Below are 23,817 nucleotides of genomic sequence, written 5' to 3' on the forward strand. Positions count from 1 at the left end.
CGGGAGAAGAAAGGGGTTATTGCTGAACGAGGGTCGTTACGCGTTCTGCCGGGACGGCAGGCCACAGGGTTCCCTGCATTGCGCCAAAATTGAAGGGCAGCACGCGTTGTAAGATGCCGTGATCGTCAATTCCCGAGACCATGACCGACTGACAATGCGGCGCGATCTGCCAGAGAATGGCGCGCATAAATGGCTCGAAAGAGAGCGCCGAGACGCGCTGATGAATAAAGTTTTTATCCAGAATCACCCGTTTGAACAGACCATCATAAACCGGTTTAAGGGATGCAGCCCCTGCACCAAAGTTAGCCAGCACTAAGGGGAAATGGATCGCCATTCTTGCAAGCGTCAGATCGTCTTTCCCGTTATTTAAACCTGGATAGTTCTCATTAACAGTAAACTCAAGAAACGGATAACGATCAAGGATTGAAACAGCGTTCTCATTAGTTAATAAAAACTCAACAATTGCAGGTATAATATTGATCCATGCAATTAACTGATGCTGAATAAAAAATAGCTTACAGGTATCGAGTAATTGCAGTTTTTCCTGAAACAGCACTAATTCATCTTCCTGAGAAAGATGAGGGATAACCAGTTCAGTCGGGATTCGTACGTCCGTACCCACGCCAGTAAAGTTAACCAAAATCTCTAAACCTTTAAGCAAACCTGCACTATCACGCGCCGGAAGGAGTAAAAGTTCAGACTGGTAAGCATTATCTAGCGTAATAATCATCGCCCTTGTCCTGCATTAAAGATGAGAGAGAACATCCTGGAGCAATTGCAGGCACAATTCCACTGTCTTGATTTTAATAAGATTAATTTCATTCTTTCCGTATTAATTTTCAGATTTTTCCCTGAATCTAAAATAATCTTATCCTGGTTATTGAATAATAGCCAGTTTTAGATAAAACAGGCACATGCTGACAAAAATAAGTGGGCAAAAATTTTACTTTAATCCACCCGCAAGAAAAGCCTGACGTCTATTTTCACCGCCAGGCCCTCCGCACTGCATCTTTATGCAGCGGTTAAATACGCCTGGCCTGCCAGAAATTTTTACGCCAGTAAACATTATCGAGAGAGGAGCGCATCACGCCGCGGCTGGTCGAGGCATGAATGAACTGATTATCGGTGTCATAAATGCCGACATGAAGGCCGCTTTCACCGGAACCTGTTTTAAAAAAGACCAGATCGCCGGGCAGGAGCTCGTCTTTATCAATTTCAGTGCCGATTTTCGCCTGCATACGCGTTTCACGCGGAAGCTGTAGGTCAAATTTATCGCGGAAAGTCATCAGCACAAATCCCGAGCAATCCACCCCGCCCCGGCTCATCCCGCCGTAGCGATAAGGGGTGCCGCGCCAGTTGCTGAGCTGATCGTTCAGGCTGGCAATGACCGTAATGGAATCGGAAAGCCGTGGGTTAGGCGGAGGTGCACGATGGCTGCTGCATCCTGCAAGAAATAGCGCCGCAACAAGGAGAAACCAGAATCGCATTTCAGACGAATCCTCTGCTTTTTTTGTTCTTTCGGTAATTTAGCGTGCATCTATGCGGCTGTGCAAGAAAGGTTATTCCTGCGCCGTGGAAATGAGCATCTTGTGGCCTTCAATATCCAGCCTCCGGAACGACATGTGGTAAGCATTCGCAAGATTGGGGGCCGTCAGCACGCTGTCGCGCGTTCCGCTGGCAATCAGTTTGCCACGCGCCAGCAACCACACCCGATGCGCGTGGCGCAACGTATGGTTTAAATCATGGCTGCTCATCACAATGGCGATGCCCTTGCGACACAGCGCGCTGAGCAGAGTATCCAGCGCTGCCTGCTGGGCAACGTCCAGTCCGCTCATCGGCTCGTCCAGCAGCAGCAACCGCCCGTGAGGATTTCCCACCGGATGAACCTGAAGGATGACGGCGGCCAGACGCACGCGCTGCCATTCGCCACCGGAAAGCTGGCTGGCCTGTCGGGTGAGCTTATCGTCTAACCCGAGCGCCGTAGTAACGTCATGGAGCAATGCTACCTGATTTTTATCAGGCAGGTGCAGCGTCAGGTAGTGCCAGACGGGCATTGCAAAGGGCGGAATCTGCTGCTGAACCAGATAGCTTCGACGGGAGGCAAGTGTAGAGGGTAGCCAGTTGACGAGCGATTGCCCGAGAAAGGTAATCTCCCCTTCCCCGCAAGTCAGCCCCGCCATGCGCGCCAGCAGCGTGCTTTTTCCGGCGCCGTTAGGCCCAACCAGGTGAAGGATTTCACCTGCGTTGACTGCGGCGGTAACAGGCTCAAGACGTCCCTTCCCGGCAACGCCTGTGAGCTGCATCAGCAGCGTCATTATTTCGCCAGCGCCAGTTTGATTGATTCCATCACGATAGGATCTTCAGGCGTCATGTCAGGCGAGAAACGCTGCACGACCTGACCGTCACGGCCAATCAGGAATTTTTCGAAGTTCCACAGAATATCGTCCGGATAGAGCGGCGCGCGACCTTTGCTCGCCATACGCTCATAGAAACCACTCTCTTCAGGCGCAACGGCGGTCGGCGCCGCGGCCACCAGTTTGGCATACAGCGGATGTCGATTCTCCCCGTTCACATCAATTTTGCTGAACATCGGGAACGTCACACCATAGGTTGTGCTGCAAAAGGTCTTAATCTCCTCTTCGCTGCCCGGCTCCTGGCCCAGGAACTGGTTGCACGGGAAGCCGAGTACGGTAAAGCCGTCTTTTTCCCAGGCTTTATGAATGTTTTCCAGCTGTTCATACTGCGGCGTAAGGCCACATTTCGATGCCACGTTCACGATGAGCAGTACCTTGCCCTTGTAGCCTTCCAGCGTGGTTTTCTCGCCGTCAATGGTAGTCACTTCGGTATTCAGAATATCAGACTGCATAGCATTCCCTCAGGTTGACTTACAGGTTGTGTTTTAACGTCCAGCTTTTAATAGTAGCCAGATAAAGACCGGTGCGCCCAGCGTTGCGGTCACCACGCCTATCGGCAACTCAGCGGCCGTCAGCGCAAGCCGGGCGATGATATCGGCAATCAGCAGCGTTGCCGCCCCGGCAACCGCCGAGGCCGGAAGCAGGGTTCGGTGGTCCGTAATACCGCACAGGCGCAGCATATGCGGGATCACCAGCCCAATAAAGCCAATCGCCCCCGCCAGCGCCACGCTTACGCCCACCATCCAGCCGATAGCGATAACCAGCACGTTGCGCCAGAAGCCAATCGGCATCCCAAGCTGGCGAGCAGACGTTTCGCCCAGCGCGAGAATATTTAGCGGCTGCGCCTGGAACGCCGTCCACAGGATGACCGGGATCAGGAGCACCATCAGCCACCCCTGACGCCAGTCAACGCCACCAAATCCCCCCATCATCCAGTACATTAACTGGCGCAGATCGAAAGAGGTGGAGAAGTAGACGGCCCATGTCATCAGCGCGCTACAGATGATCCCCAACGCTACCCCGGCAAGCAGCAGCCGGCTGGTGGATAAATGGCGACGAGCAAAGCGCAGAAGGATAAGGGTTATCAACAGCGCGCCAAGGATGGCGCTGAGGCTAATCCCCCAGGCGGAGAGCTCGCCTCCCCCCAGCATCACGGCGGCGATAAGCCCGACGCCTGCGCCATTCGACACCCCGAGAAGTCCGGGTTCCGCCAGAGGGTTTTCAAATAATGCCTGCATGATCGTGCCGCACAGCGCCAGCGCAGCGCCGACTAAAAGCACAGCCAGCGTCCGTGGCAGGCGGATCTGCCAGACAAAGAGCTGTCCCTCAGGCGTAAACCAGCTTTCCGGTCCCAGCCACCGATCGCCCGCACACAGGCTGACGGTGGTGGCGACAATCATCAGCACCCCGAGCAGACACAGGCGGCGGAGATCGGAGCGGTGCTGAAGACGGGCAAGATCAAGCATAGACGATAGGTTATCCGGTTGAGATATCATTGATTTTACGGCGGGTTTAGCAAATAGCGCAAAGAAAAAAGGCCGCGTGAGCGGCCTTTTTAGTTAGTTCATATTACTCTGCTTTGGGCGTTGCGTTTTCGACACGGCTTTTTAACTTCTGTCCGGGTCTGAAGGTCACCACGCGGCGGGCTGTAATGGGAATATCTTCCCCCGTCTTCGGGTTACGGCCCGGACGTTGGTTTTTGTCTCGCAAATCAAAATTGCCAAAGCCGGAGAGTTTAACCTGCTCACCATTTTCCAGAGCACGACGGATCTCTTCGAAAAACAGCTCTACCAGCTCTTTGGCATCCCGTTTGCTAAGCCCTAGCTTATCAAACAGATATTCTGACATTTCAGCTTTTGTAAGCGCCATAGGTTCAATCCCTCAATGATGCCTGGAATCGCTCTTTTAATGCCTCTACACATTTGGCGACGGTAGCGGCAATCTCCTCTTCTTCGAGTGTACGGCTGGTATCCTGAAGGATAAGGCTAATAGCGAGGCTCTTGAAACCTTCTGCTACGCCCTTGCCGCGGTACACGTCAAATAAGTTTACGCCAACTACCTGATTTACGCCAACTTTCTTACATTCGGCCAAAATATCTGCTGCGGGCACATTTTCAGCGACCACAACCGCGATATCACGGCGGTTTGCCGGGAAGCGTGAGACGTCCTTTGCCTGAGGAATGACGCGGTCTGCAACCGGGTTCCACTCCAGCTCGAATACGATGGTACGGCCATTCAGATCCAGCTTACGTTCCAGCTCCGGGTGAACAACCCCAATAAAACCAACACGTTTGCCGTCTAAATAGATCGCCGCACTCTGGCCCGGATGCAGGGCTGGAATCGCTTCTGCGCGGAATTCAATTTCGGATAATTTACCGGTCAGATCGAGAATCGCTTCCAGATCGCCCTTCATATCGTAGAAATCAACCGTCCCTTTTGCCAGGTCCCAGTGCTCTTCATAGCGGTTACCGCTGATGGCGCCGGCCAGCATGAGATCCTGACGGATGCCTAAATTGGCCTGAGTATCCGGTACAAAGCGCAAACCGCTTTCGAAAATACGCACGCGGTTCTGCTGACGGTTCTGGTTATAAACGATAGTACCCAGCAGTCCCGTCCACAGGGACAGACGCATCGCTGACATCTCGCTGGAGATCGGGCTTGGCAGGATCAGCGCTTCCTGACCCGGGTGGATCAGCTGTTGCAGCTTAGGATCAACGAAGCTGTAGGTGATCACTTCCTGGTAGCCTTTGTCGTTCAGCATGGTTTTCACACGCTTCAGTGACAGATCGGCTTCGCGATGGCTGCCCATCACCAGACCCGCCTGCACCGGCTCGTCAGGAATATTGTTGTAGCCGTACACGCGGGCCACTTCTTCCACCAGATCTTCTTCGATCTCCATGTCGAAACGCCAGGATGGCGCAACGGCTTTCCACTCATCCTGACCTTCAGTCACTTCGCAGCCCAGACGCGTCAGAATGTCGGTCACCTGCGCATCGGCAACGTGGTGACCAATCAAACGATCCAGCTTGCTGCGGCGCAGAGTAATGGTCGCACGCTTCGGCAGCGCCGCTTGGTTGGTCACATCGATAACCGGACCCGCTTCGCCGCCGCAGATGTCGATCAGCAGGCGAGTCGCACGCTCCATCGCTTTGTATTGCAGCGCAGGATCCACCCCACGCTCATAGCGGTGAGAAGCGTCAGTGTGCAGACCGTGACGGCGTGCGCGGCCGGTGATGGAGAGCGGGCTGAAGAACGCGCATTCCAGCAGGACGTTTTGCGTTTCGTCGTTGACGCCAGAGTGCTCGCCGCCGAAGATCCCGCCCATCGCCAGCGCTTTGTTGTGATCGGCAATTACCAGAGTGTCGGCGTTCAGTTTCGCTTCGCTGCCGTCCAGCAGAACCAGGGTTTCGCCCTCTTTCGCCATGCGCACAATAATACCCCCTTCGATACGATCTTTATCGAAGGCGTGCATTGGCTGGCCCTGCTCCAGCAGAACATAGTTGGTCACGTCAACCACAGCGTCGATAGAACGGATACCACAGCGACGCAGTTTCTCTTTCATCCACAGCGGGGTTGGCGCTTTAACGTTAATACCTTTCACCACACGACCGAGGTAGCGCGGGCAGGCCTCAGGCGCGTCAACCTGAATCGGCAGCACATCACTGATGGTTGCCTCAACCGGAGCGATCTCCGGCTCGTTCAGTTCGGTCTGGTTCAGCACGGCCACGTCGCGGGCTACACCGATGATACCTAAGCAGTCGGCACGGTTTGGCGTCACGCTGATTTCGATGGTGTTGTCATCAAGCTTCAGGTATTCGCGGATATCGGTACCCACTGGTGCATCCTGCGGCAGCTCGATAATCCCGGAGTGATCGTCGGAAATGCCCAGCTCGGAGAAGGAGCACAGCATGCCTTCAGACGGCTCACCGCGCAGCTTAGCCGCTTTGATTTTGAAATCGCCCGGCAGTACCGCGCCGACGGTCGCCACGGCTACCCTCAGGCCCTGTCGGCAGTTTGGCGCACCGCAGACGATATCCAGCAGACGGTCACCGCCCACATTGACTTTTGTTACGCGCAGTTTGTCGGCGTTAGGGTGCTGACCACACTCAACCACTTCACCTACCACGACGCCGGTAAAGGCGCCAGAAACAGGATCCACGCCATCAACTTCCAGACCCGCCATGGTGATCTGGTTAGAAAGCGCGTCGCTGTCCAGCGTGGTGTTAACCCATTCGCGTAACCACAGTTCACTGAATTTCATTGTTCTTTCCTGCCCTTATTTAAACTGTTTGAGGAAACGCAGATCGTTTTCGAAGAACGCACGTAAGTCGGTTACGCCGTAGCGCAGCATGGTAAGACGCTCCATGCCCATACCGAACGCAAAGCCGGAGTATACTTCCGGATCGATACCTACGTTGCGCAGTACGTTTGGATGCACCATGCCGCAGCCCAGCACTTCCAGCCATTTACCGTTTTTACCCATCACGTCAACTTCCGCAGAAGGTTCAGTGAACGGGAAGTAGGACGGACGGAAACGAACCTGCAAATCTTCCTCAAAGAAGTTGTTCAGGAAATCGTGCAGTGTGCCTTTCAGGTTGGTGAAGCTGATGTTTTTATCAACAATCAGACCTTCCATCTGGTGGAACATTGGGGTGTGGGTCTGATCGTAGTCGTTACGGTATACGCGACCCGGCGCGATGATGCGGATCGGTGGAGCCTGCTCCTTCATGGTACGGATCTGAACGCCAGAAGTCTGAGTACGCAGCAGACGGGTGGCGTCAAACCAGAAAGTGTCGTGGTCAGCGCGTGCCGGATGATGGCCAGGAATGTTAAGGGCATCGAAGTTGTGGTAGTCATCTTCAATTTCCGGGCCAGTCGCCACGGTAAAGCCGAGCTCACCGAAGAAACTTTCAATACGATCGATAGTACGGGTAACCGGATGCAGACCGCCGTTTTCGATACGGCGACCCGGCAGAGAAACGTCAATCGTTTCTGCCGCCAGACGCGCATTCAGTACTGCACTTTCCAGCTCGGCTTTACGTGCGTTCAGCGCCTGTTGTACCTGCTCTTTGGCTTCGTTAATCACCGCACCTGCTGCCGGGCGCTCCTCTGCTGGCAGTTCACGCAGGGTAGTCATCTGAAGGGTCAGATGCCCTTTCTTGCCCAGATATTCGACGCGGACATTGTCTAACGCGGCAACATCTGAGGCCTGGTTAATGGCGGCCGTTGCACTGGCAACCAGCTCTGCGAGATGTGACATGGTTTTCCTCATTATGTCGGTGCAGACACCGAATTGTTGGACGTAATCTCTCAAATTCAGGCACAAAAAAAGCCTCCATCGGGAGGCTTATCTGGCGCTGTTTTTCGTTTCATCTTTCACGCGCTAGCCTCCTGAAGTCAGGTGCTAAAGTAAAAGAAGAAGCGGAAAATAGCAGCATTCATGCTTGCGTTACCTTGTAGGGTAAAAACCGTTAAGACCTTATTGAAAAGCCTGGACGGGTAAATGTCAATCTTCTGATAAGGCGATATGAAAAGAGGGAGCAAAGCCCCCTCTTTCAACTGGCTTATGCCAGTGCTGCTTTCGCTTTTTCGACCAGAGCGGTGAACGCTACTTTGTCGAATACTGCGATGTCAGCCAGGATCTTACGGTCGATTTCAACAGAGGCTTTTTTCAGGCCGTTGATGAATTTGCTGTAAGAAATACCGTTCTGACGTGCTGCTGCGTTGATACGCGCAATCCACAGTTGACGGAACTGACGCTTACGCTGACGACGGTCACGGTAAGCGTACTGACCTGCTTTGATAACAGCCTGGAAGGCAACGCGGTATACGCGTGAACGCGCACCGTAGTAGCCTTTAGCTTGTTTCAAAATTTTCTTGTGACGTGCACGTGCAATTACACCACGTTTTACGCGAGCCATGTGTGCTCTCCTGTATCTATTCTAAGTTAAAAAAGTTAAACGTTAACGACTTATGCGTACGGCAGGCACGCGATGACCAGGCCCAGATCGCCTTTAGAAACCATGGCTTTTGGACGCAGGTGACGTTTACGCTTGGTAGCTTTCTTAGTCAGAATGTGACGCAGGTTAGCGTGCTTGTGCTTAAAACCACCTTTACCGGTTTTTTTGAAGCGCTTAGCAGCACCGCGTACGGTCTTAATTTTTGGCATTTTAATAACTTCCACTTCGCATTGTTAAATAAACGAAACATAGGCGAACAAAACCTATGGGGCCCGAAGGCTCCACAGATTTTGCTGCTTGAAGGCCTTACTGTTTCTTCTTAGGAGCGAGCACCATGATCATCTGGCGGCCTTCGATCTTCGTTGGGAAGGATTCGACTACTGCCAGTTCACTCAGATCTTCACGGACGCGGTTAAGCACTTCCATACCAATCTGTTGGTGGGCCATCTCACGACCGCGGAAACGCAGCGTGATCTTGGCCTTATCGCCATCTTCCAGAAAGCGAATCAGGCTGCGGAGTTTTACCTGATAATCGCCATCGTCGGTACCAGGACGGAATTTGATTTCCTTAACCTGGATAACTTTTTGCTTCTTCTTCTGTTCCTTAGAAGATTTACTCTTTTCATAAAGGAACTTGCCGTAGTCCATAATACGACAAACTGGCGGTTCGGCGTTAGGGCTGATTTCAACTAAATCTACTCCAGCTTCTTCAGCTTTTTCGATCGCTTCTCTCAGACTCACAATCCCCAGTGGTTCACCTTCAAGATCTGTTAAGCGAACTTCCTGGGCGCGAATCTCGCCATTGATACGATTCGGACGTGCCGTTTGAACTCGTTTTCCGCCTTTAATACCTTATTCCTCCAGTTGTTGAAGACTGCGGCTGCGAATCTCTTGTTGCAGCTTCTCAATCACTTCACTTACGTCCAGGCTCCCCAGATCTTTACCACGGCGGGTGCGAACGGCAACTTTGCCTGCTTCCACCTCTTTATCACCACAGACCAACATATACGGGACACGACGTAAAGTGTGCTCGCGGATTTTAAAGCCAATCTTCTCATTTCTCAAGTCTGCTTTTACGCGAATGCCCGCATTTTGTAGTTTCTGCGTCAATTCTTTAACGTAATCCGCCTGAGAATCGGTAATGTTCATCACAACTACCTGCACTGGCGCAAGCCAGGTTGGGAAGAAGCCCGCGAACTCTTCAGTCAGGATGCCGATGAAGCGCTCCAGTGAACCGAGAATCGCACGGTGAATCATAACCGGCACCTGACGCTCGTTGTCTTCGCCAACATAAGAGGCGCTTAAACGCTGCGGCAGGGAGAAGTCCAGCTGTACCGTTCCGCACTGCCATGCGCGATCGAGGCAGTCATACAGGGTAAATTCAATTTTTGGACCGTAGAATGCGCCCTCGCCCAGCTGGTATTCGAACGGAATACCGTTCTCTTCCAGCGCCACGGCGAGATCCGCCTCTGCGCGATCCCATGTCTCATCGCTACCGATACGTTTTTCCGGACGCGTTGAGAGTTTGACCACGATCTTCTCGAAGCCAAAGGTGCTGTACATATCGTAGACCATACGAATACAGGCGTTAACTTCATCACGTACCTGATCTTCAGTACAGAAGATATGCGCATCATCCTGAGTAAAGCCACGAACACGCATCAGACCGTGCAGCGCACCTGATGGCTCGTTACGGTGGCAGCTACCGAACTCCGCCATACGCAGCGGCAGATCGCGGTAGGATTTCAGACCCTGGTTGAAGATCTGAACGTGGCCCGGACAGTTCATTGGCTTGATGCAGTATTCACGGTTCTCAGACGAAGTGGTGAACATAGCATCTTTGTAGTTGTCCCAGTGGCCGGTTTTTTCCCACAGCACACGGTCCATCATGAACGGGCCTTTCACTTCCTGATACTGGTACTCTTTCAGCTTGGAGCGCACGAACGTTTCCAGTTCACGGAAGATTGTCCAGCCGTCGTTATGCCAGAACACCATCCCCGGCGCTTCTTCCTGCATATGATACAGGTCAAGCTGCTTACCGATTTTACGGTGGTCACGCTTAGCCGCCTCTTCCAGGCGTTGCAGGTACGCGTTCAGGGCTTTCTTATCGGCCCATGCGGTACCATAGATACGCTGCAACATTTTATTGTTGCTGTCGCCACGCCAGTAGGCGCCTGCGATTTTCATCAGTTTGAAGTGATGACAGAAGCGCATATTCGGCACGTGCGGTCCACGGCACATGTCGACATATTCTTCGTGATGGTACAAGCCAGGCTTGTCATCATGAGCGATGTTTTCATCAAGAATCGAGACTTTATAGCTCTCGCCGCGCTTCACGAAGGTTTCACGCGCTTCATGCCAGCTGACTTTCTTCTTGATGACGTCATAGTTCGTTTCGGCGAGCTCATGCATACGTTTTTCGAGCGCGTCGATATCTTCCTGTGTCAGGGTGTGGTCAAGGTCAACGTCGTAGTAGAAGCCGTTGTCGATAACCGGGCCGATCGCCATTTTGGTGTTGGGCCACAGCTGCTTAATAGCATGACCTAACAGGTGCGCACAGGAGTGACGAATGATCTCCAGACCTTCTTCGTCTTTCGCGGTGATGATCGCAAGCGTTGCATCGCTTTCAATCAGATCGGACGCGTCTACCAGCTCACCGTTTACGCGGCCTGCAATGGTTGCTTTTGCGAGTCCAGGACCGATATCCAGGGCAACATCCATTGGGCTTACAGCGTGGTCGAAATGGCGTTGGCTGCCATCAGGAAGAGTAATTACAGGCATTTTATATCCTTATTTGCAGTGATGCCCCACACATAAGAGCATATACAAAGAAAATAATCGTGATTAAACAGTAGATTACGAAACCATCTGACCAACAATCGTCAAATTGGTTCGTCATCATGCACCTGCCGATTCAGATAAATGCGGATTTACGGCAAGCAGCGTAATGGTAACACTATTAACAGGGCGAATGCACCTTCCCGCGACCGATTTGAACCGCTCATCCTTATGTCTGCGTTCATGAACTTTTGTTGACGGGGGCTCGCAATCCGAAAGTGCTGAGCTATTCTTGATCTGGTCCTTAAACATCGAAGGGGTATCACATGAATGTATCGAGCAGAACCGTTGTGATATTGAATCTACTTTCCGCTGCTGGTCTGGTATTGATACTGGCCGACAGATTCCACTGGTTTTAAGCCGAACCGCTGTTCTGACATAACCTGTTGTCCCGGGTAAAGCGCTTTCTGGCGCAGACTTTGGTAGACTAAGGGTATCAACTGACAAGGATTGGGTTATGCCAACAAAAAGATTTGCCGTTAAGCACTGGAAAATGGTCGTGGTGTTAATCGCTATTTGCGGCGCGATGTTGCTGCTGCGCTGGGCCGCGATGATCTGGGGCTAATATTATGTCAGCGAAAACGTGCCGTGAATTTACTGAATAAATCTTAACTATCTTTACGAAAATTTATGGCCCAAAACCGGTACGTCATAATCCGGTTTTCGCCAGGCTGTGACAGCGTATATATTCCATCACATGTGGCAGTTGAAATATCAGGACCACTCACCCGCCACCAGCTTGTGTACATCAAATGCATCATTCATTGACTGGCCGGTAGACTGGGAGCCAGGGGCAATGTTGGAGCCTGCTTCAACATCAGAGGCTTTAGCGATCCCGACTGGGCTGTTAACGTCACTGGCAGGTTGCGTCATATTATCAGCAGCAAATACGCCAAATGAAAGTGCGGAAAGCACCATCGCTGCTGTAGCGGTTTTGATTTTTTTCATAATTCTGTTCTCATACTTAATTAATGCAGAAATGCCTGAGGCGAGTTTTTTGCCTGTACCGTAAGTGTAGATCTGGATCACACTTTTGCCTAGTCAAATTATTTATCAAATCGTGTCAAATAAACTGAATAAGGCCTGGTCGCCTAATTATGGAGAAATTATGAAGACGAAAGCATGCCTATTATTTCAAAACGCCGTTTAATATAAATAAGCACAGTTTCAAAAAATAAAAAACAGGCCGAGAATAGTCCCGGCCCGAAGAAATTACATTTTATAACCTAAAGAAATCGTGGTTCGGCGATCGGTATGTTCCGGCGCGGAATCAGGCGGTGAAGAGTTCCAGGTTACGTTGTACGCCACCTTGAGTCCAAAGTGTTCATTGATAGCCACGTTCAACGCACTTTCAGAGTTCAGCGTTGTATCTTCAGCACCAAACACCGACACACCCTGGGTGAATTTCGCGTTGTCAGTCATTTGCCATGCGTAGGTGCCCGATGCATAACCCAGCGGCTGGGTTTCATCTTCGCCGTTGGTGTACTCGTCGTAACGGATACCCGGACCGAATTCAAAACGGAGGCTGTGCACTGGTCCATTCAGGAACTGACGACCATAACCCGCAGTCATGACATCGCGCTGGCGATAGCCGTTGTAGCGGTCAGTAAGCCAACTCGCCTGCCCAAACAGGTAGTCATAATCTGTCATGTTGTATCGGCTACGCCCACCTACCGCGTATTTCTCAGAGGAGCGTTCATCGTTAGCAGACGTGTTGCTGGCATTGCCCCACAGCGACCAGGCCGTGGTGTTGCCGTACCAGGTCAGGGTGCTGTCTGCGGTCATGGAGGAGCTTTTCGTGTTACCGGATTGCGCCAGATACCCGGCATTCACGTTACCTTCAAAGGGTTTTTTGGCAGTGGAGGGATCGTCCATGACAGTAAAAACGGTATCATCGGCGGTTGCATTCAGTGACGCAAATACGCCACCCGCCAGCATCAGTGCTGCGGGTACTGTCTTCAAAAGCTTCATTTATTTTAGGAGTCCGTACAACATAAAAAGAGACCGTCACGGTCTCGGAAACTTTCTTGCGGATCAATGACAAGGCGACCATAGAAAGGTAACAAATTATAAAAAGCCGCAAATAACATAGCAATAATTTCTTCTTTCATTTTTTGAATAAGAACGATCCCAAAACGCGATTTAATGTATATACCCGGCCAAGGTTTTTTGTCAGCATTCATTTTTAAAATCATACTGTTATTTACGTTGCCTTCCTGCCAAACGGTGCCAGGCTTAAAATAACCCATGATAAAAGGAGGTCATGATGGCTTCGATTTACACGCTGACGCTCTCCCCTTCCCTCGACTCTGCGACCATGACGCCGCAAATCTATCCAGAAGGTAAGCTGCGCTGTAGCGCGCCGGTGTTTGAGCCGGGCGGCGGCGGCATTAACGTGGCGCGCGCAATTACCCATCTCGGCGGAAAAGCAACCGCCATCTTCCCCGCTGGCGGCGCCACGGGTGAGCATCTGGTTGCGTTGCTGGCAGATGAACAGGTTGCCGTAGATACCGTTGACGCCAGAGACTGGACCCGGCAAAACCTGCATGTCCATGTTGAATCCAGCGGCGAGCAATATCGTTTTGTGATGCCAGGGGCGAAGTTGAGCGATGATGAGTTTCGTCAACTGGAAGAGAAAGTGCTGACCATTGAAAGCGGCTCATTGCTGGTGATCAGCGGTAGCCTGCCGCCGGGCGTCAAAACAGAAAAGCTGACGGCACTGGTTCAGGCGGTGCTCCAGCGCGGCATCCGCTGCATTGTCGATAGCTCAGGCGATGCCCTGAAGGCGGCGTTAGAGCCCGGACAACTTGAACTTGTCAAACCTAACCAGAAAGAGCTCAGTGCGCTTGTCAATCGCGAGCTCAACCAGCCTGATGACGTGCGTACTGCCGCAGAAGAGCTGGTACGCACGGGCAAAGCGCATCGCGTTGTAGTCTCTCTCGGTCCTCAGGGTGCGCTGGCCGTCGACAAGACGGGCTGCGTGCAGGTTGTTCCACCACCGATGAAAAGTCAGAGTACCGTGGGTGCCGGTGACAGTATGGTTGGCGCGATGGTGCTGAAGCTGGCGCAGGGCGCTTCGCTTCTGGAGATGGCACGCTATGGCGTCGCGGCAGGGAGCGCTGCCACCATCAATCAGGGAACCCGTCTGTGTTCGCTTGCGGATACCCAGAAAATTGTCGATTACCTGGCGAGAAGCTGAACGTGCTTCCCCTTCCCGTGGAGGGGGAAGTCGCCAAATATGGCTTATCGACTATGCTAAGAAAACTTTCAGGATAACAACGAGGTGAATTATGAGCAGTGGTGATATCACCCGCTACGTCGTAACCGTCAATATTCATGAAGCATCGCTGACCGAACTGAATGAACTCAACAACGCTTTCACGCGGGCGAATTTTCTGCTCACGCTGACGGACGATGAGGGCAATATTCACGATCTCGGCTCGCTGGCCTTTGGCCTGATAAGCCCGCTGAGTCAGGAGGAGGTGAAGGCGCTGGCCAGTAGCCTGGTGGAAAGCGTGACTGACAAAGCCACGGAAATTGATGTGGATAGCTGGGAAAACTGGCATAAAAAAGAACAATAAGTGCCCTGTACAAAATTAAACCGCTCAGTTGTGCGTTAGTTCCTGTTTTTTTATAGCCGTTTTGCGCTAACTTTATGATCTGGCAGACAACATGGGAGAGACATCATGTGGCAGGCTATCAGTCATCTTTTAAGTGAGCAACTGGGTGAAGGTGAAATTGAACTGCGTAACGAACTGCCAGGCGGAGAGATCCATGCCGCATGGCATTTACGTTACGCCGGGCGCGATCTCTTCGTGAAATGTGATGAGCGCGAATTGCTCCCCATTTTTACGGCCGAAGCCGATCAGCTTGAGTTGTTATCGCGCAGTAAAACAGTCAACGTTCCACAGGTTTTAGCCGTTGGCAGCGATCGTGACTACAGCTTTCTGGTGATGAACTATCTTCCGGCGCGCCCTCTGGATGCGCACAACGCCTTTATTCTCGGCCAACAGATCGCCCGTTTGCACCAGTGGAGCGATCAACCTCAGTTTGGGCTCGATTTCGATAACGACCTCTCTACCACCCCACAGCCAAACGCGTGGCAACGCCGCTGGTCGACTTTTTTCGCCGAGCAGCGCATAGGCTGGCAGCTGGAGCTGGCCGCTGAAAAGGGACTAGCGTTCGGCAACATCGACGCGATTGTTGAACACATTCAGCAGCGTCTGGCTTCGCATCAGCCTCAGGCTTCCCTTCTGCACGGTGATTTATGGTCGAACAACTGCGCGCTTGGGCCTGATGGTCCCTATATATTTGACCCGGCCTGCTACTGGGGCGACAGAGAATGTGACCTGGCGATGCTGCCGTTGCACCCTGAACAGCCGCCGCAAATTTATGATGGCTATCAGTCTGTCTCGCCGTTACCTGCGGGTTTCCTTGAACGTCAGCCGGTTTATCAGCTGTACACCTTGCTAAACCGGGCGATTTTGTTTGGCGGGAGTCATCTTTTGAATGCCCAGCGGGCGCTGGACCGTATCCTGGCGGCATAGCGGGAGGGGGCGGCAATTCGCCCCCTTTGACATTACAGGAAGCCGAGCAGCGTAAAGAAGAAATACCCGGCCACAATGATAATAACCGGCAGGATATAGAGCGGGAAAAACTGCACAAAAATGGTATGACGCGGAACGACAATGCGCGATTCGATCTGCTCGCGGCTCATCCCGTCAGGGCCTTTCGCCTTCTCAAGTATCAGCTGATCTTCTACCCCTTCGCGTAAAAAGCGGGTCTGGCGGCTCATGCGCGCGCCGGAGGCCTGCAACGCCATCGCGATAAAGATCAACGCATAGATTATCCAGAACCCGACATTCAGCTGGTGGTGAAAATCCGGGGTGGGCGAGTTGAACCAGAAGACGTTCAGGAATGGGGTGTTAAACCGCATCATCTCAATCATGACGTGGGCAAAATCGAGCATGACGGCATTAATGCCCGGCTGTTTTTCGCTGTGATCGTACATAAATTTAAGTACGGAGATCAGCGTTGAAATCAGGGCGGGAATGAAAATAACCCAACCAGCAATACGTTTTAAGACTGCGATGCGTCCAGCTTGTTGATACGTCATTAGTTCCTCTTCATAAAGACGCGTTATTTGTGCCTAAGTCTACCTGCTGTCGGTCATTTTCGCCCGATCTTTGAATGCAATATGCTAAATTGCTTGTGCTTAGCACCGTTCGTCTTACCCCCAAGATAAGGAGATGTTGTAATGTCGACACCGTGCCAGATACTTGCCGCTATTTTTGACATGGATGGATTGTTGATTGATTCCGAACCCCTGTGGGATCGGGCTGAACTGGACGTGATGGCCAGCCTCGGCGCCGATATCAGTCGTCGTAATGAGCTTCCCGATACCCTGGGGCTGCGCATCGATATGGTGGTTGACCTTTGGTATGCCCACCAGCCATGGGTTGGCCCGGATCGCGACGAAGTTACGGCGCGCATTATCAACCGTGCTATCTCCCTTGTAGAAGAGAATAAGCCTCTGTTACCGGGCGTACGCGACGCTATCGCCCTGTGCAAGGCGCAAGGGCTGAAAGTGGGGCTTGCCTCTGCCTCACCTCTGCATATGCTGGAAAAAGTGCTGACGATGTTCGGGCTGCGCGACAGCTTCGACGCGCTGGCCTCGGCCGAAAAGCTTCCTTACAGCAAGCCACATCCGCAGGTGTATATGGACTGCGCCGCGAAACTGGGGCTGGATCCGCTTACCTGTGTGGCGCTGGAAGATTCGGTTAACGGCATGGTGGCGTCCAAAGCCGCACGTATGCGCTCCATCGTTGTGCCGGCTGAAGAAGGCCGACACGATCCCCGCTTTGCCCTCGCGGATGTCAGGCTGACGTCTCTTGAAGAATTGACTGCCCGCCATCTGCGCGGAGAGTAACGCTCTTTCAGGCAGCTTCGGCTGCCTGTATCACAAAATCAAAACAACGTTTTACTTTATTTGCTTTTCTCATTCCAGACTCCTATCCTTACGTGCAGAATGACAATAACCTGACTTCTGAGGCGCGTATGATAGTGGATGCTTTTACTCTGGCAGGAAAAGTGGCGATGGTGACCGGGTGCGATACCGGTCTGGGGCAAGGCATGGCCATTGCCCTCGCCCAGGCAGGATGCGATATCGTGGGGGTAAACCGCAAGGTTCCTGACGAAACGGCAGCGCGCGTCACGGCGCTGGGACGGCGCTTTATCGCAATTCGCGCCGATCTCGGCAAGCATGAGAGTATTCAGAGCGTCGTGGATACCGCCATCACAGAGATGGGCCGCATCGATATTCTGGTTAATAATGCCGGCACCATTCGTCGGTGCGATGCGCTGGAATTTAGCGAGAAGGACTGGGACGAGGTCATCGATCTCAATCTGAAATCGGTCTTTTTCCTCTCTCAGGCAGTAGCGAAACAGTTTATCGTGCAGGGTCAGGGCGGCAAGATTATTAACATTGCCTCCATGCTCTCCTTCCAGGGCGGCATTCGGGTGCCGTCCTATACGGCTTCGAAAAGCGGCGTCCTCGGGCTCACCCGCCTGCTGGCAAACGAATGGGCGCCGCTAGGTATTAACGTGAACGCTATCGCGCCGGGTTATATGGCGACAAATAACACCCAACAACTTCGCGATGATGAGCAGCGCAGCCAGGCGATCCTCGACCGTATTCCGGCGGGCCGCTGGGGACTTCCGGAGGATTTACAGGGTCCGGTGGTGTTTCTGGCCTCGGCGGCGTCGGATTACGTTAACGGCCATACCCTTGCCGTAGACGGTGGCTGGCTGGCGCGCTAACCGCCGGTTTGTGACAAAGAGTTACACCGTCACCTCTTTCACACACTGTATAAAAACCCTATACTGTATGGATTGACAGTTTACCGGGTTTTATCATGACGGCGGAAGGCCACCTGCTTTTTTCACTTGCCTGTGCAGTGTTTGCTAAAAACGCTGAACTGACCCCTGTGCTGGCCCAGGGGGACTGGTGGCATATTGTCCCTTCTGCCGTGCTGACCTGCCTGCTGCCGGACATCGACCATCCAAAATCATTCCTTGGTCAGCGGCTGAAGTGGATTTCAAAACCCATCGCCAGAGCCTTTGGTCATCGAGGTTTTACCCACAGCCTGCTGGCCGTATTTGGCCTGCTTACACTCTTCTATTTGAAGGTTCCCGAGAGTTGGATAGTCCCGGCGGATGCCATTCAGGGCATGGTGCTCGGCTACTTAAGCCATATCCTCGCCGATATGCTGACGCCAGCGGGCGTTCCGCTGCTCTGGCCCTGCCGCTGGCGTTTCCGCCTGCCAATCCTCGTGCCGCAAAAAGGCAACCAGCTGGAGCGCGTTCTGTGCATGGCGCTGTTTGCCTATGCCGTCTGGATGCCGCAGACATTGCCCGAAAATGGTGCAGTGCGCTGGTCATCGCAGATGATCAACTCGCTGCAATTTCAGTTCAATCGTTTTATTAATCACCAGATTGAACATTAAACCGACAATATAATCACTTTTGTCATAAACCATTCCATATGGATATAAGCGCTACATCACACTTCTGATAACCTTGCGCCAACAGGTTCGGTAAAAACCGACCGTATAATAAATCAGGAGAACGGGGATGAATTTTCCACTCATCGCGAACATTGTTGTGTTCGTCGTATTGCTATTGCTTCTCGCCCAGGCTCGCCACAAACAGTGGAGCCTGGCGAAAAAGGTACTGGTTGGTCTTGTCATGGGCGTGGTGTTTGGCCTGGCCTTACACGCTATTTACGGCTCCGACAGCCCGGTACTGAAAGATTCCATTCAGTGGTTCAACATTGTCGGTAACGGCTATGTACAGCTGCTGCAAATGATCGTTATGCCGCTGGTATTCGCCTCAATTCTGAGCGCCGTAGCCCGCCTGCATAATGCTTCTCAACTGGGTAAAATCAGTTTCCTGACCATTGGCACCCTGCTCTTCACAACGCTGATTGCGGCGCTGGTGGGTGTGCTGGTTACCAATCTGTTTGGCCTGACTGCTGAAGGTCTGGTGCAGGGTAGCGCTGAAACCGCGCGTCTGACGGCGATTGAGACCAACTACGTGGGTAAAGTGGCCGATCTGACCGTTCCGCAGATGGTGCTCTCCTTCATTCCGAAAAACCCGTTTGCTGACCTGACCGGTGCAAGCCCAACCTCCATTATCAGCGTAGTGATCTTCGCTGCGTTCCTGGGCGTGGCTGCGCTGAAGCTGCTGAAGGACGATGCGCCGAAAGGCGAGCGGGTTCTGACTGCCATCGATACCCTGCAAAGCTGGGTAATGAAGCTGGTGCGTCTGGTCATGCAGCTGACGCCGTACGGTGTCCTGGCGCTGATGACCAAAGTCGTGGCAGGTTCTAACCTGCAAGACATCATCAAGCTTGGCAGCTTTGTGATTGCCTCGTACCTCGGTCTGGGCATCATGTTTGTTGTGCACGGCATCCTGCTGGCGGTGAACGGCGTTGGCCCGCTGAAATATTTCCGCAAAGTCTGGCCGGTGCTGACCTTCGCCTTCACCAGCCGTTCCAGCGCGGCATCGATTCCGCTGAACGTGGAAGCACAGACACGTCGTCTGGGCGTACCCGAGTCTATCGCCAGCTTCTCGGCCTCCTTTGGCGCCACCATCGGGCAGAACGGCTGTGCGGGTCTCTACCCGGCGATGCTGGCCGTGATGGTTGCCCCAACCGTGGGTATTAACCCGCTGGATCCGGTCTGGATTGCGACGCTGGTCGGTATCGTGACCATTAGCTCCGCCGGTGTTGCGGGCGTGGGCGGCGGCGCGACCTTCGCTGCGCTGATCGTTCTGCCTGCGCTGGGGCTGCCGGTAACGCTGGTTGCCCTGCTGATCTCTGTTGAACCACTGATCGATATGGGTCGTACCGCGTTGAACGTGAGTGGTTCAATGACCGCCGGTACCCTGACCAGCCAGTGGCTGAAGCAGACCGACAAAACGATTCTCGACAGTGAAGATGATGCCGAACTGGCACATCGTTAATAACTGCTGAAATAAAAAAACCGCCATCGGGCGGTTTTTTTATGGCTGTTATTCTTCAACCTCTTCATCCTGGCGGGTCTGCATTGCCCATCGCTGCGCCGATTCCGGCACCGTAAACGCAGGGGAGCGACGGAAGTGCTCGCCAATCAGCACGAAGGCAACGTATTTACCCCGCAGCATCCAGACATCGCGAAAACCATCCACCTTCAGGGCATGGTCTGGCGGCGCGGGCTCAACGCGGGGTACATAGCTAATAACCTGGCGGTTTTGTTGACGAAGAGGTTTCATAAGCGACGGGTTCACTAAAGCAAATTCTTAAAGCAGGAAATTTCTATCATAGCCGATTCTCCCCCCGCCCGTCGCGCCTGACGTATCGCAGATGGCTCCTTTCGCTAATCAATATCTGAAAACGCTTCGTTCGCCTGCTAATTCTTAACATTGTTCTATCCTTAATAGGGTTTTTAGGAATGAACAAAGGAGAAGCGTGCAATGTCGAACAATGATAAACCACATCAGTCACCCATTCATGGGACTGAAGAATCTCAACCGGGAATGGACTCACTTGCCCCAGCCGACGGCTCACACAAACCATCACCGGGTCCTTCCGCACCGGGTGAACAGCCTACCGCCCCGGGCAGCATGAAAGCCCCGGAAACGGAAAACGAAAAGCTGAAATCGCTCGATCCTCACCGCAAGGGCGGTGAAGGCCATGCGCTGACCACGAACCAGGGCGTTCGCATTGCCGATGATCAGAACTCCCTGCGCGCCGGAACGCGCGGCCCGACGCTGCTGGAAGATTTCATCCTGCGCGAAAAAATCACCCATTTCGACCATGAGCGTATCCCTGAGCGTATCGTCCACGCTCGCGGCTCCGCGGCGCACGGCTATTTCCAGCCGTACAAGAGCCTGAAGGAGATCACCAAAGCAGATTTCCTTTCCGATCCGAACAAAATCACACCGGTGTTTGTGCGTTTCTCTACCGTACAGGGCGGCGCGGGTTCGGCCGACACGGTGCGTGATATCCGCGGCTTCGCCACCAAATTCTATACCGAAGAGGGCATTTTCGACCTCGTCGGGAATAACACCCCGGTTTTCTTCATACAGGACGCGCATAAGTTCCCTGACTTTGTCCATGCGGTAAAACCAGAACCACACTGGGCCATACCGCAGGGACAAAGTGCGCATGACACATTCTGGGACTACGTCTCCCTGCAACCGGAAACCCTTCACAACGTGATGTGGGCGATGTCTGACCGGGGGATCCCGCGCAGCTATCGCACCATGGAAGGCTTTGGTATTCATACCTTCCGTCTGATTAACGCTGAAGGTAAAGCGACGTTTGTGCGTTTCCACTGGAAACCGGTCGCGGGGAAAGCGTCGCTGGTGTGGGATGAAGCGCAGAAGCTGACCGGACGCGATCCGGACTTCCACCGTCGCGAACTGTGGGAATCCATTGAAGCCGGTGATTTCCCGGAATACGAGCTGGGGTTACAGCTGATCCCGGAAGAAGACGAGTTCAAATTCGACTTCGACCTGCTCGACCCGACCAAGCTTATTCCTGAAGAGTTGGTGCCGGTTCAGCTGGTGGGTAAAATGGTGCTTAACCGCAACCCGGATAACTTCTTCGCGGAAAATGAGCAGGCAGCGTTCCACCCGGGCCATATTGTGCCGGGGCTGGACTTCACCAACGATCCGCTGCTGCAGGGTCGTCTGTTCTCTTACACCGATACGCAGATCAGCCGTCTTGGTGGACCTAACTTCCATGAGCTCCCAATCAACCGTCCGACCTGTCCGTACCATAACTTCCAGCGTGACGGGATGCATCGCCAGGATATCGATACCAACCCGGCGAACTACGAGCCGAACTCCATTAACGATAACTGGCCGCGTGAAACCCCGCCGGGGCCAAAACGTGGCGGATTCGAGTCGTATCAGGAGCGCGTGGACGGAACAAAAATTCGCGAGCGCAGCCCGTCATTCGGCGAATATTACGCTCAGCCTCGCCTGTTCTGGAACAGCCAGACCCCGATCGAACAGCAGCACATTATCGGCGGCTTCAGCTTCGAGCTGAGCAAAGTGGTGCGTACCTACATTCGCGAGCGCGTGGTCGACCATCTGGCGCATATTGATATCCAGCTTGCTCAGGGCGTGGCGAATAATCTCGGCATTACGCTGACTGACGAGCAATGCCATGCTGCACCGCCTAAAGACGTGAACGGGCTTAAGAAGGATCCGTCCCTGAGCCTGTACGCGGTACCTGGCGGGACGATCAAAGGCCGCGTAGTGGCTATCCTGCTGAACGATAAACCGCGCGCCAGCGACGTGCTGGGGATCATGAGGGCGCTCAAGACTCAGGGCGTACATGCCAAACTGCTTTACTCACGCATGGGTGAAGTGACGGCCGATGATGGCTCCGTCCTGCCGATTGCCGCGACCTTCGCCGGGGCACCGTCCCTGACGGTTGATGCGGTGATTATGCCGTGCGGCGACGTTGAGAGTCTGCTCGGTAACGGTGATGCCGCCTATTATCTGCTGGAAGCCTATAAGCACCTGAAGCCAATCGCCCTCGCAGGCGATGCGCGGAAGTTTAAATCGCTGCTGAAGGTACCGGATCAAGGGGAAGAAGGCATTGTCGAAGGTGATAACATTGACGATGCGTTTATGACCCGGCTGTTTGACCTGCTCGCCGCGCACCGCGTGTGGTCGCGCAGCAGCAAGATTGACCAGATACCGGCGTAAAAAAAACCGGGTGGCGCTACGCTTACCCGGCCTATATTTCGACTGATGTTGTAGGCCCGGTAAGGCGAAGCCGTCCCCGGGCTTTATTTTGCTCACAAATCCCTGAACGTCCCCAGACGATACCCACGCTCGGCAATCGCATACTTCAACGACGCCGACGTTAGCACGTCCAGTTCCGCCAGACGCGGCCAGCAGTAGGCGCTCTTACGTACGATGTTATCGACAAACGCCGGATGCGCCATTACCTCAAGCGAGCGCTCCCCTTTTGCGGCGGAGGCATCCAGCACCTTCAGGAACAGCGCTTCGTCGATATCGTCGCCATAAAATGCGCTGCTGAACCCCTCCGTTGACGTCACCGCAACGTCCGGCAGTCCGCGCACCTCCCGATCCACGCGCATCGCCACGCCTTTACGTTTGGCAAATTCTGCCACAAGCGGGAAAATCGCCGGGATCATATGCACATGATGATGACTGTCGATATGGGTGGGCTCGCGGCCAAACACATCCACAAAGCGGTTAAACTGGCAGTCCAGCTCGCGGACAATCTCATCAAGCGGCAAAGCGTCCTGCTCCGCCATTTCCCAAATCCATTTACCCAGTTGCCCGTCGCGCGTCAGCCCCGGCATCGGTGAAAGGGGCAACCCAAGCGTCAGCACAAAGTGCATGCCCACGCCCAGTTCGGGCAGCTCACGGCTTAACTGCGCCGCATGTTCCACCGCCTCACCGTTGATGAGCGCTGTTGTAGAGGTCACGACGCCCCGGCGACAGGCTTCGATAATGCCGTAGTTCTGCCCTTTTGACAGGCCGAAATCATCGGCATTGACGATCAGCAGGTTTTCCAT

Annotated in this window: 29 protein-coding genes and 1 other annotated feature; of the genes, 10 read left to right on the forward strand and 19 right to left on the reverse strand. The window is 53.4% G+C overall.

Features of this window, described 5'->3' with window-relative positions; all coding sequences use genetic code 11:
* Positions 1 to 16: 16 nt before the first annotated feature.
* The 13 genes from IPZ49_RS20790 to thrS all read right to left on the reverse strand — a co-directional run bounded on the left by IPZ49_RS20790 (position 17) and on the right by thrS (position 11,155).
* The gene (locus IPZ49_RS20790) at positions 17 to 730 is read right to left on the reverse strand and encodes an EAL domain-containing protein (RefSeq protein WP_063146066.1); all 714 of its coding nucleotides are present in this window, start codon (positions 728 to 730) and stop codon (positions 17 to 19) included.
* A gap of 292 nt (positions 731 to 1,022) precedes the next feature.
* Positions 1,023 to 1,487 (reverse strand): NlpC/P60 family protein, encoded by a 465-nt coding sequence (locus IPZ49_RS20795; protein ID WP_015570730.1) that lies wholly within the window; start codon positions 1,485 to 1,487, stop codon positions 1,023 to 1,025.
* A gap of 72 nt (positions 1,488 to 1,559) precedes the next feature.
* Entirely contained in the window at positions 1,560 to 2,315 is a 756-nt protein-coding gene (gene btuD / locus IPZ49_RS20800) for a vitamin B12 ABC transporter ATP-binding protein BtuD (protein ID WP_063146067.1), read from the reverse strand.
* Entirely contained in the window at positions 2,315 to 2,866 is a 552-nt protein-coding gene (locus IPZ49_RS20805; protein WP_022650905.1) for a glutathione peroxidase, read from the reverse strand. Before IPZ49_RS20805 ends, btuD begins: the two co-directional genes overlap by 1 nt.
* Positions 2,867 to 2,899: 33 nt before the next feature.
* Positions 2,900 to 3,880 carry a vitamin B12 ABC transporter permease BtuC gene (btuC, locus tag IPZ49_RS20810; RefSeq protein WP_023305965.1) on the reverse strand — a complete coding sequence of 327 codons (981 nt, stop codon included), beginning with the start codon at positions 3,878 to 3,880 and terminating at the stop codon, positions 2,900 to 2,902.
* 103 nt (positions 3,881 to 3,983) lie between these two features.
* Complete coding sequence (gene ihfA / locus IPZ49_RS20815) at positions 3,984 to 4,283, reverse strand: integration host factor subunit alpha (RefSeq protein WP_003857805.1); 300 nt, start codon at positions 4,281 to 4,283, stop codon at positions 3,984 to 3,986.
* Positions 4,284 to 4,287: 4 nt separating this feature from the next.
* Positions 4,288 to 6,675 (reverse strand): phenylalanine--tRNA ligase subunit beta, encoded by a 2,388-nt coding sequence (gene pheT, locus IPZ49_RS20820; RefSeq protein WP_063146068.1) that lies wholly within the window; start codon positions 6,673 to 6,675, stop codon positions 4,288 to 4,290.
* 15 nt (positions 6,676 to 6,690) lie between these two features.
* Entirely contained in the window at positions 6,691 to 7,674 is a 984-nt protein-coding gene (gene pheS, locus IPZ49_RS20825; RefSeq protein WP_022647837.1) for a phenylalanine--tRNA ligase subunit alpha, read from the reverse strand.
* Positions 7,675 to 7,736: 62 nt separating this feature from the next.
* Positions 7,737 to 7,861 (reverse strand) — a sequence feature (Phe leader region).
* On the reverse strand, positions 7,812 to 7,856 hold the full coding sequence (gene pheM / locus IPZ49_RS20830) for a pheST operon leader peptide PheM (RefSeq protein WP_001386830.1): 45 nt from the start codon (positions 7,854 to 7,856) through the stop codon (positions 7,812 to 7,814). It overlaps the preceding feature by 45 nt.
* 117 nt (positions 7,862 to 7,978) lie before the next feature.
* Positions 7,979 to 8,335 carry a 50S ribosomal protein L20 gene (gene rplT, locus IPZ49_RS20835; RefSeq protein WP_000124850.1) on the reverse strand — a complete coding sequence of 119 codons (357 nt, stop codon included), beginning with the start codon at positions 8,333 to 8,335 and terminating at the stop codon, positions 7,979 to 7,981.
* A 50-nt stretch (positions 8,336 to 8,385) separates the two neighbouring features.
* Positions 8,386 to 8,583 (reverse strand): 50S ribosomal protein L35, encoded by a 198-nt coding sequence (rpmI, locus tag IPZ49_RS20840; protein WP_001124225.1) that lies wholly within the window; start codon positions 8,581 to 8,583, stop codon positions 8,386 to 8,388.
* A 97-nt stretch (positions 8,584 to 8,680) separates the two neighbouring features.
* The gene (gene infC, locus IPZ49_RS20845; RefSeq protein WP_059443439.1) at positions 8,681 to 9,223 is read right to left on the reverse strand and encodes a translation initiation factor IF-3; all 543 of its coding nucleotides are present in this window, start codon (positions 9,221 to 9,223) and stop codon (positions 8,681 to 8,683) included.
* 3 nt (positions 9,224 to 9,226) lie between these two features.
* Positions 9,227 to 11,155: a threonine--tRNA ligase gene (gene thrS / locus IPZ49_RS20850; protein WP_006809077.1), complete on the reverse strand. Its 1,929-nt coding sequence runs from the start codon at positions 11,153 to 11,155 to the stop codon at positions 9,227 to 9,229.
* A gap of 323 nt (positions 11,156 to 11,478) precedes the next feature.
* On the opposite strand from thrS, the gene yncL reads away from it, so the two are divergent.
* Complete coding sequence (gene yncL / locus IPZ49_RS20855) at positions 11,479 to 11,571, forward strand: stress response membrane protein YncL (RefSeq protein ID WP_071785204.1); 93 nt, start codon at positions 11,479 to 11,481, stop codon at positions 11,569 to 11,571.
* A 98-nt stretch (positions 11,572 to 11,669) separates the two neighbouring features.
* Positions 11,670 to 11,777: a small membrane protein YniD gene (yniD, locus tag IPZ49_RS20860; RefSeq protein WP_003857815.1), complete on the forward strand. Its 108-nt coding sequence runs from the start codon at positions 11,670 to 11,672 to the stop codon at positions 11,775 to 11,777.
* A gap of 149 nt (positions 11,778 to 11,926) precedes the next feature.
* Here yniD and IPZ49_RS20865 read toward each other — a convergent pair whose 3' ends face one another.
* From IPZ49_RS20865 to IPZ49_RS20875, 3 genes are all read right to left on the reverse strand, one after another.
* Positions 11,927 to 12,160: a hypothetical protein gene (locus IPZ49_RS20865; RefSeq protein WP_032622263.1), complete on the reverse strand. Its 234-nt coding sequence runs from the start codon at positions 12,158 to 12,160 to the stop codon at positions 11,927 to 11,929.
* Positions 12,161 to 12,424: 264 nt separating this feature from the next.
* The gene (locus IPZ49_RS20870) at positions 12,425 to 13,183 is read right to left on the reverse strand and encodes a YdiY family protein (protein ID WP_063146069.1); all 759 of its coding nucleotides are present in this window, start codon (positions 13,181 to 13,183) and stop codon (positions 12,425 to 12,427) included.
* Positions 13,184 to 13,188: 5 nt separating this feature from the next.
* Positions 13,189 to 13,461, reverse strand: coding sequence for a hypothetical protein (locus tag IPZ49_RS20875; protein WP_022647832.1), 273 nt, complete (start codon positions 13,459 to 13,461; stop codon positions 13,189 to 13,191).
* A gap of 17 nt (positions 13,462 to 13,478) precedes the next feature.
* Between IPZ49_RS20875 and pfkB the strand changes: the two genes are divergently transcribed.
* The 3 genes from pfkB to IPZ49_RS20890 all read left to right on the forward strand — a co-directional run bounded on the left by pfkB (position 13,479) and on the right by IPZ49_RS20890 (position 15,759).
* The gene (gene pfkB, locus IPZ49_RS20880; protein ID WP_022647831.1) at positions 13,479 to 14,411 is read left to right on the forward strand and encodes a 6-phosphofructokinase II; all 933 of its coding nucleotides are present in this window, start codon (positions 13,479 to 13,481) and stop codon (positions 14,409 to 14,411) included.
* Between the two features lie 91 nt (positions 14,412 to 14,502).
* Positions 14,503 to 14,793, forward strand: a complete 291-nt coding sequence (ghoS, locus tag IPZ49_RS20885) for a type V toxin-antitoxin system endoribonuclease antitoxin GhoS (RefSeq protein ID WP_003857822.1) — start codon at positions 14,503 to 14,505, stop codon at positions 14,791 to 14,793.
* Between the two features lie 105 nt (positions 14,794 to 14,898).
* The gene (locus IPZ49_RS20890; protein ID WP_048966333.1) at positions 14,899 to 15,759 is read left to right on the forward strand and encodes a fructosamine kinase family protein; all 861 of its coding nucleotides are present in this window, start codon (positions 14,899 to 14,901) and stop codon (positions 15,757 to 15,759) included.
* Positions 15,760 to 15,791: 32 nt separating this feature from the next.
* On the opposite strand, the gene IPZ49_RS20895 is transcribed toward IPZ49_RS20890, so the two are convergent.
* A complete protein-coding gene (locus IPZ49_RS20895; protein WP_015570741.1) occupies positions 15,792 to 16,328 on the reverse strand; it encodes a YniB family protein in 537 nt (178 codons plus the stop codon).
* 141 nt (positions 16,329 to 16,469) lie between these two features.
* Here IPZ49_RS20895 and hxpB point away from each other — a divergent pair, with 141 nt between their 5' ends.
* From hxpB to tcyP, 4 genes are all read left to right on the forward strand, one after another.
* Positions 16,470 to 17,141: a hexitol phosphatase HxpB gene (gene hxpB / locus IPZ49_RS20900; RefSeq protein WP_063146070.1), complete on the forward strand. Its 672-nt coding sequence runs from the start codon at positions 16,470 to 16,472 to the stop codon at positions 17,139 to 17,141.
* Positions 17,142 to 17,269: 128 nt separating this feature from the next.
* On the forward strand, positions 17,270 to 18,031 hold the full coding sequence (gene kduD / locus IPZ49_RS20905; RefSeq protein ID WP_063146071.1) for a 2-dehydro-3-deoxy-D-gluconate 5-dehydrogenase KduD: 762 nt from the start codon (positions 17,270 to 17,272) through the stop codon (positions 18,029 to 18,031).
* A gap of 95 nt (positions 18,032 to 18,126) precedes the next feature.
* The gene (locus tag IPZ49_RS20910; protein WP_015570742.1) at positions 18,127 to 18,717 is read left to right on the forward strand and encodes a metal-dependent hydrolase; all 591 of its coding nucleotides are present in this window, start codon (positions 18,127 to 18,129) and stop codon (positions 18,715 to 18,717) included.
* A gap of 127 nt (positions 18,718 to 18,844) precedes the next feature.
* Entirely contained in the window at positions 18,845 to 20,236 is a 1,392-nt protein-coding gene (tcyP, locus tag IPZ49_RS20915; protein WP_022647826.1) for a cystine/sulfocysteine:cation symporter, read from the forward strand.
* Between the two features lie 48 nt (positions 20,237 to 20,284).
* On the opposite strand, the gene cedA is transcribed toward tcyP, so the two are convergent.
* Positions 20,285 to 20,524 (reverse strand): cell division activator CedA, encoded by a 240-nt coding sequence (gene cedA / locus IPZ49_RS20920; protein ID WP_022647825.1) that lies wholly within the window; start codon positions 20,522 to 20,524, stop codon positions 20,285 to 20,287.
* A 201-nt stretch (positions 20,525 to 20,725) separates the two neighbouring features.
* Here cedA and katE point away from each other — a divergent pair, with 201 nt between their 5' ends.
* Positions 20,726 to 22,975: a catalase HPII gene (katE, locus tag IPZ49_RS20925; RefSeq protein ID WP_023299905.1), complete on the forward strand. Its 2,250-nt coding sequence runs from the start codon at positions 20,726 to 20,728 to the stop codon at positions 22,973 to 22,975.
* Positions 22,976 to 23,067: 92 nt separating this feature from the next.
* On the opposite strand, the gene chbG is transcribed toward katE, so the two are convergent.
* Positions 23,068 to 23,817, reverse strand: a complete 750-nt coding sequence (chbG, locus tag IPZ49_RS20930) for a chitin disaccharide deacetylase (protein ID WP_058647213.1) — start codon at positions 23,815 to 23,817, stop codon at positions 23,068 to 23,070.

This window comes from Enterobacter cloacae complex sp. S2 (assembly GCF_015159675.1).
GTDB lineage: Bacteria > Pseudomonadota > Gammaproteobacteria > Enterobacterales > Enterobacteriaceae > Enterobacter > Enterobacter intestinihominis.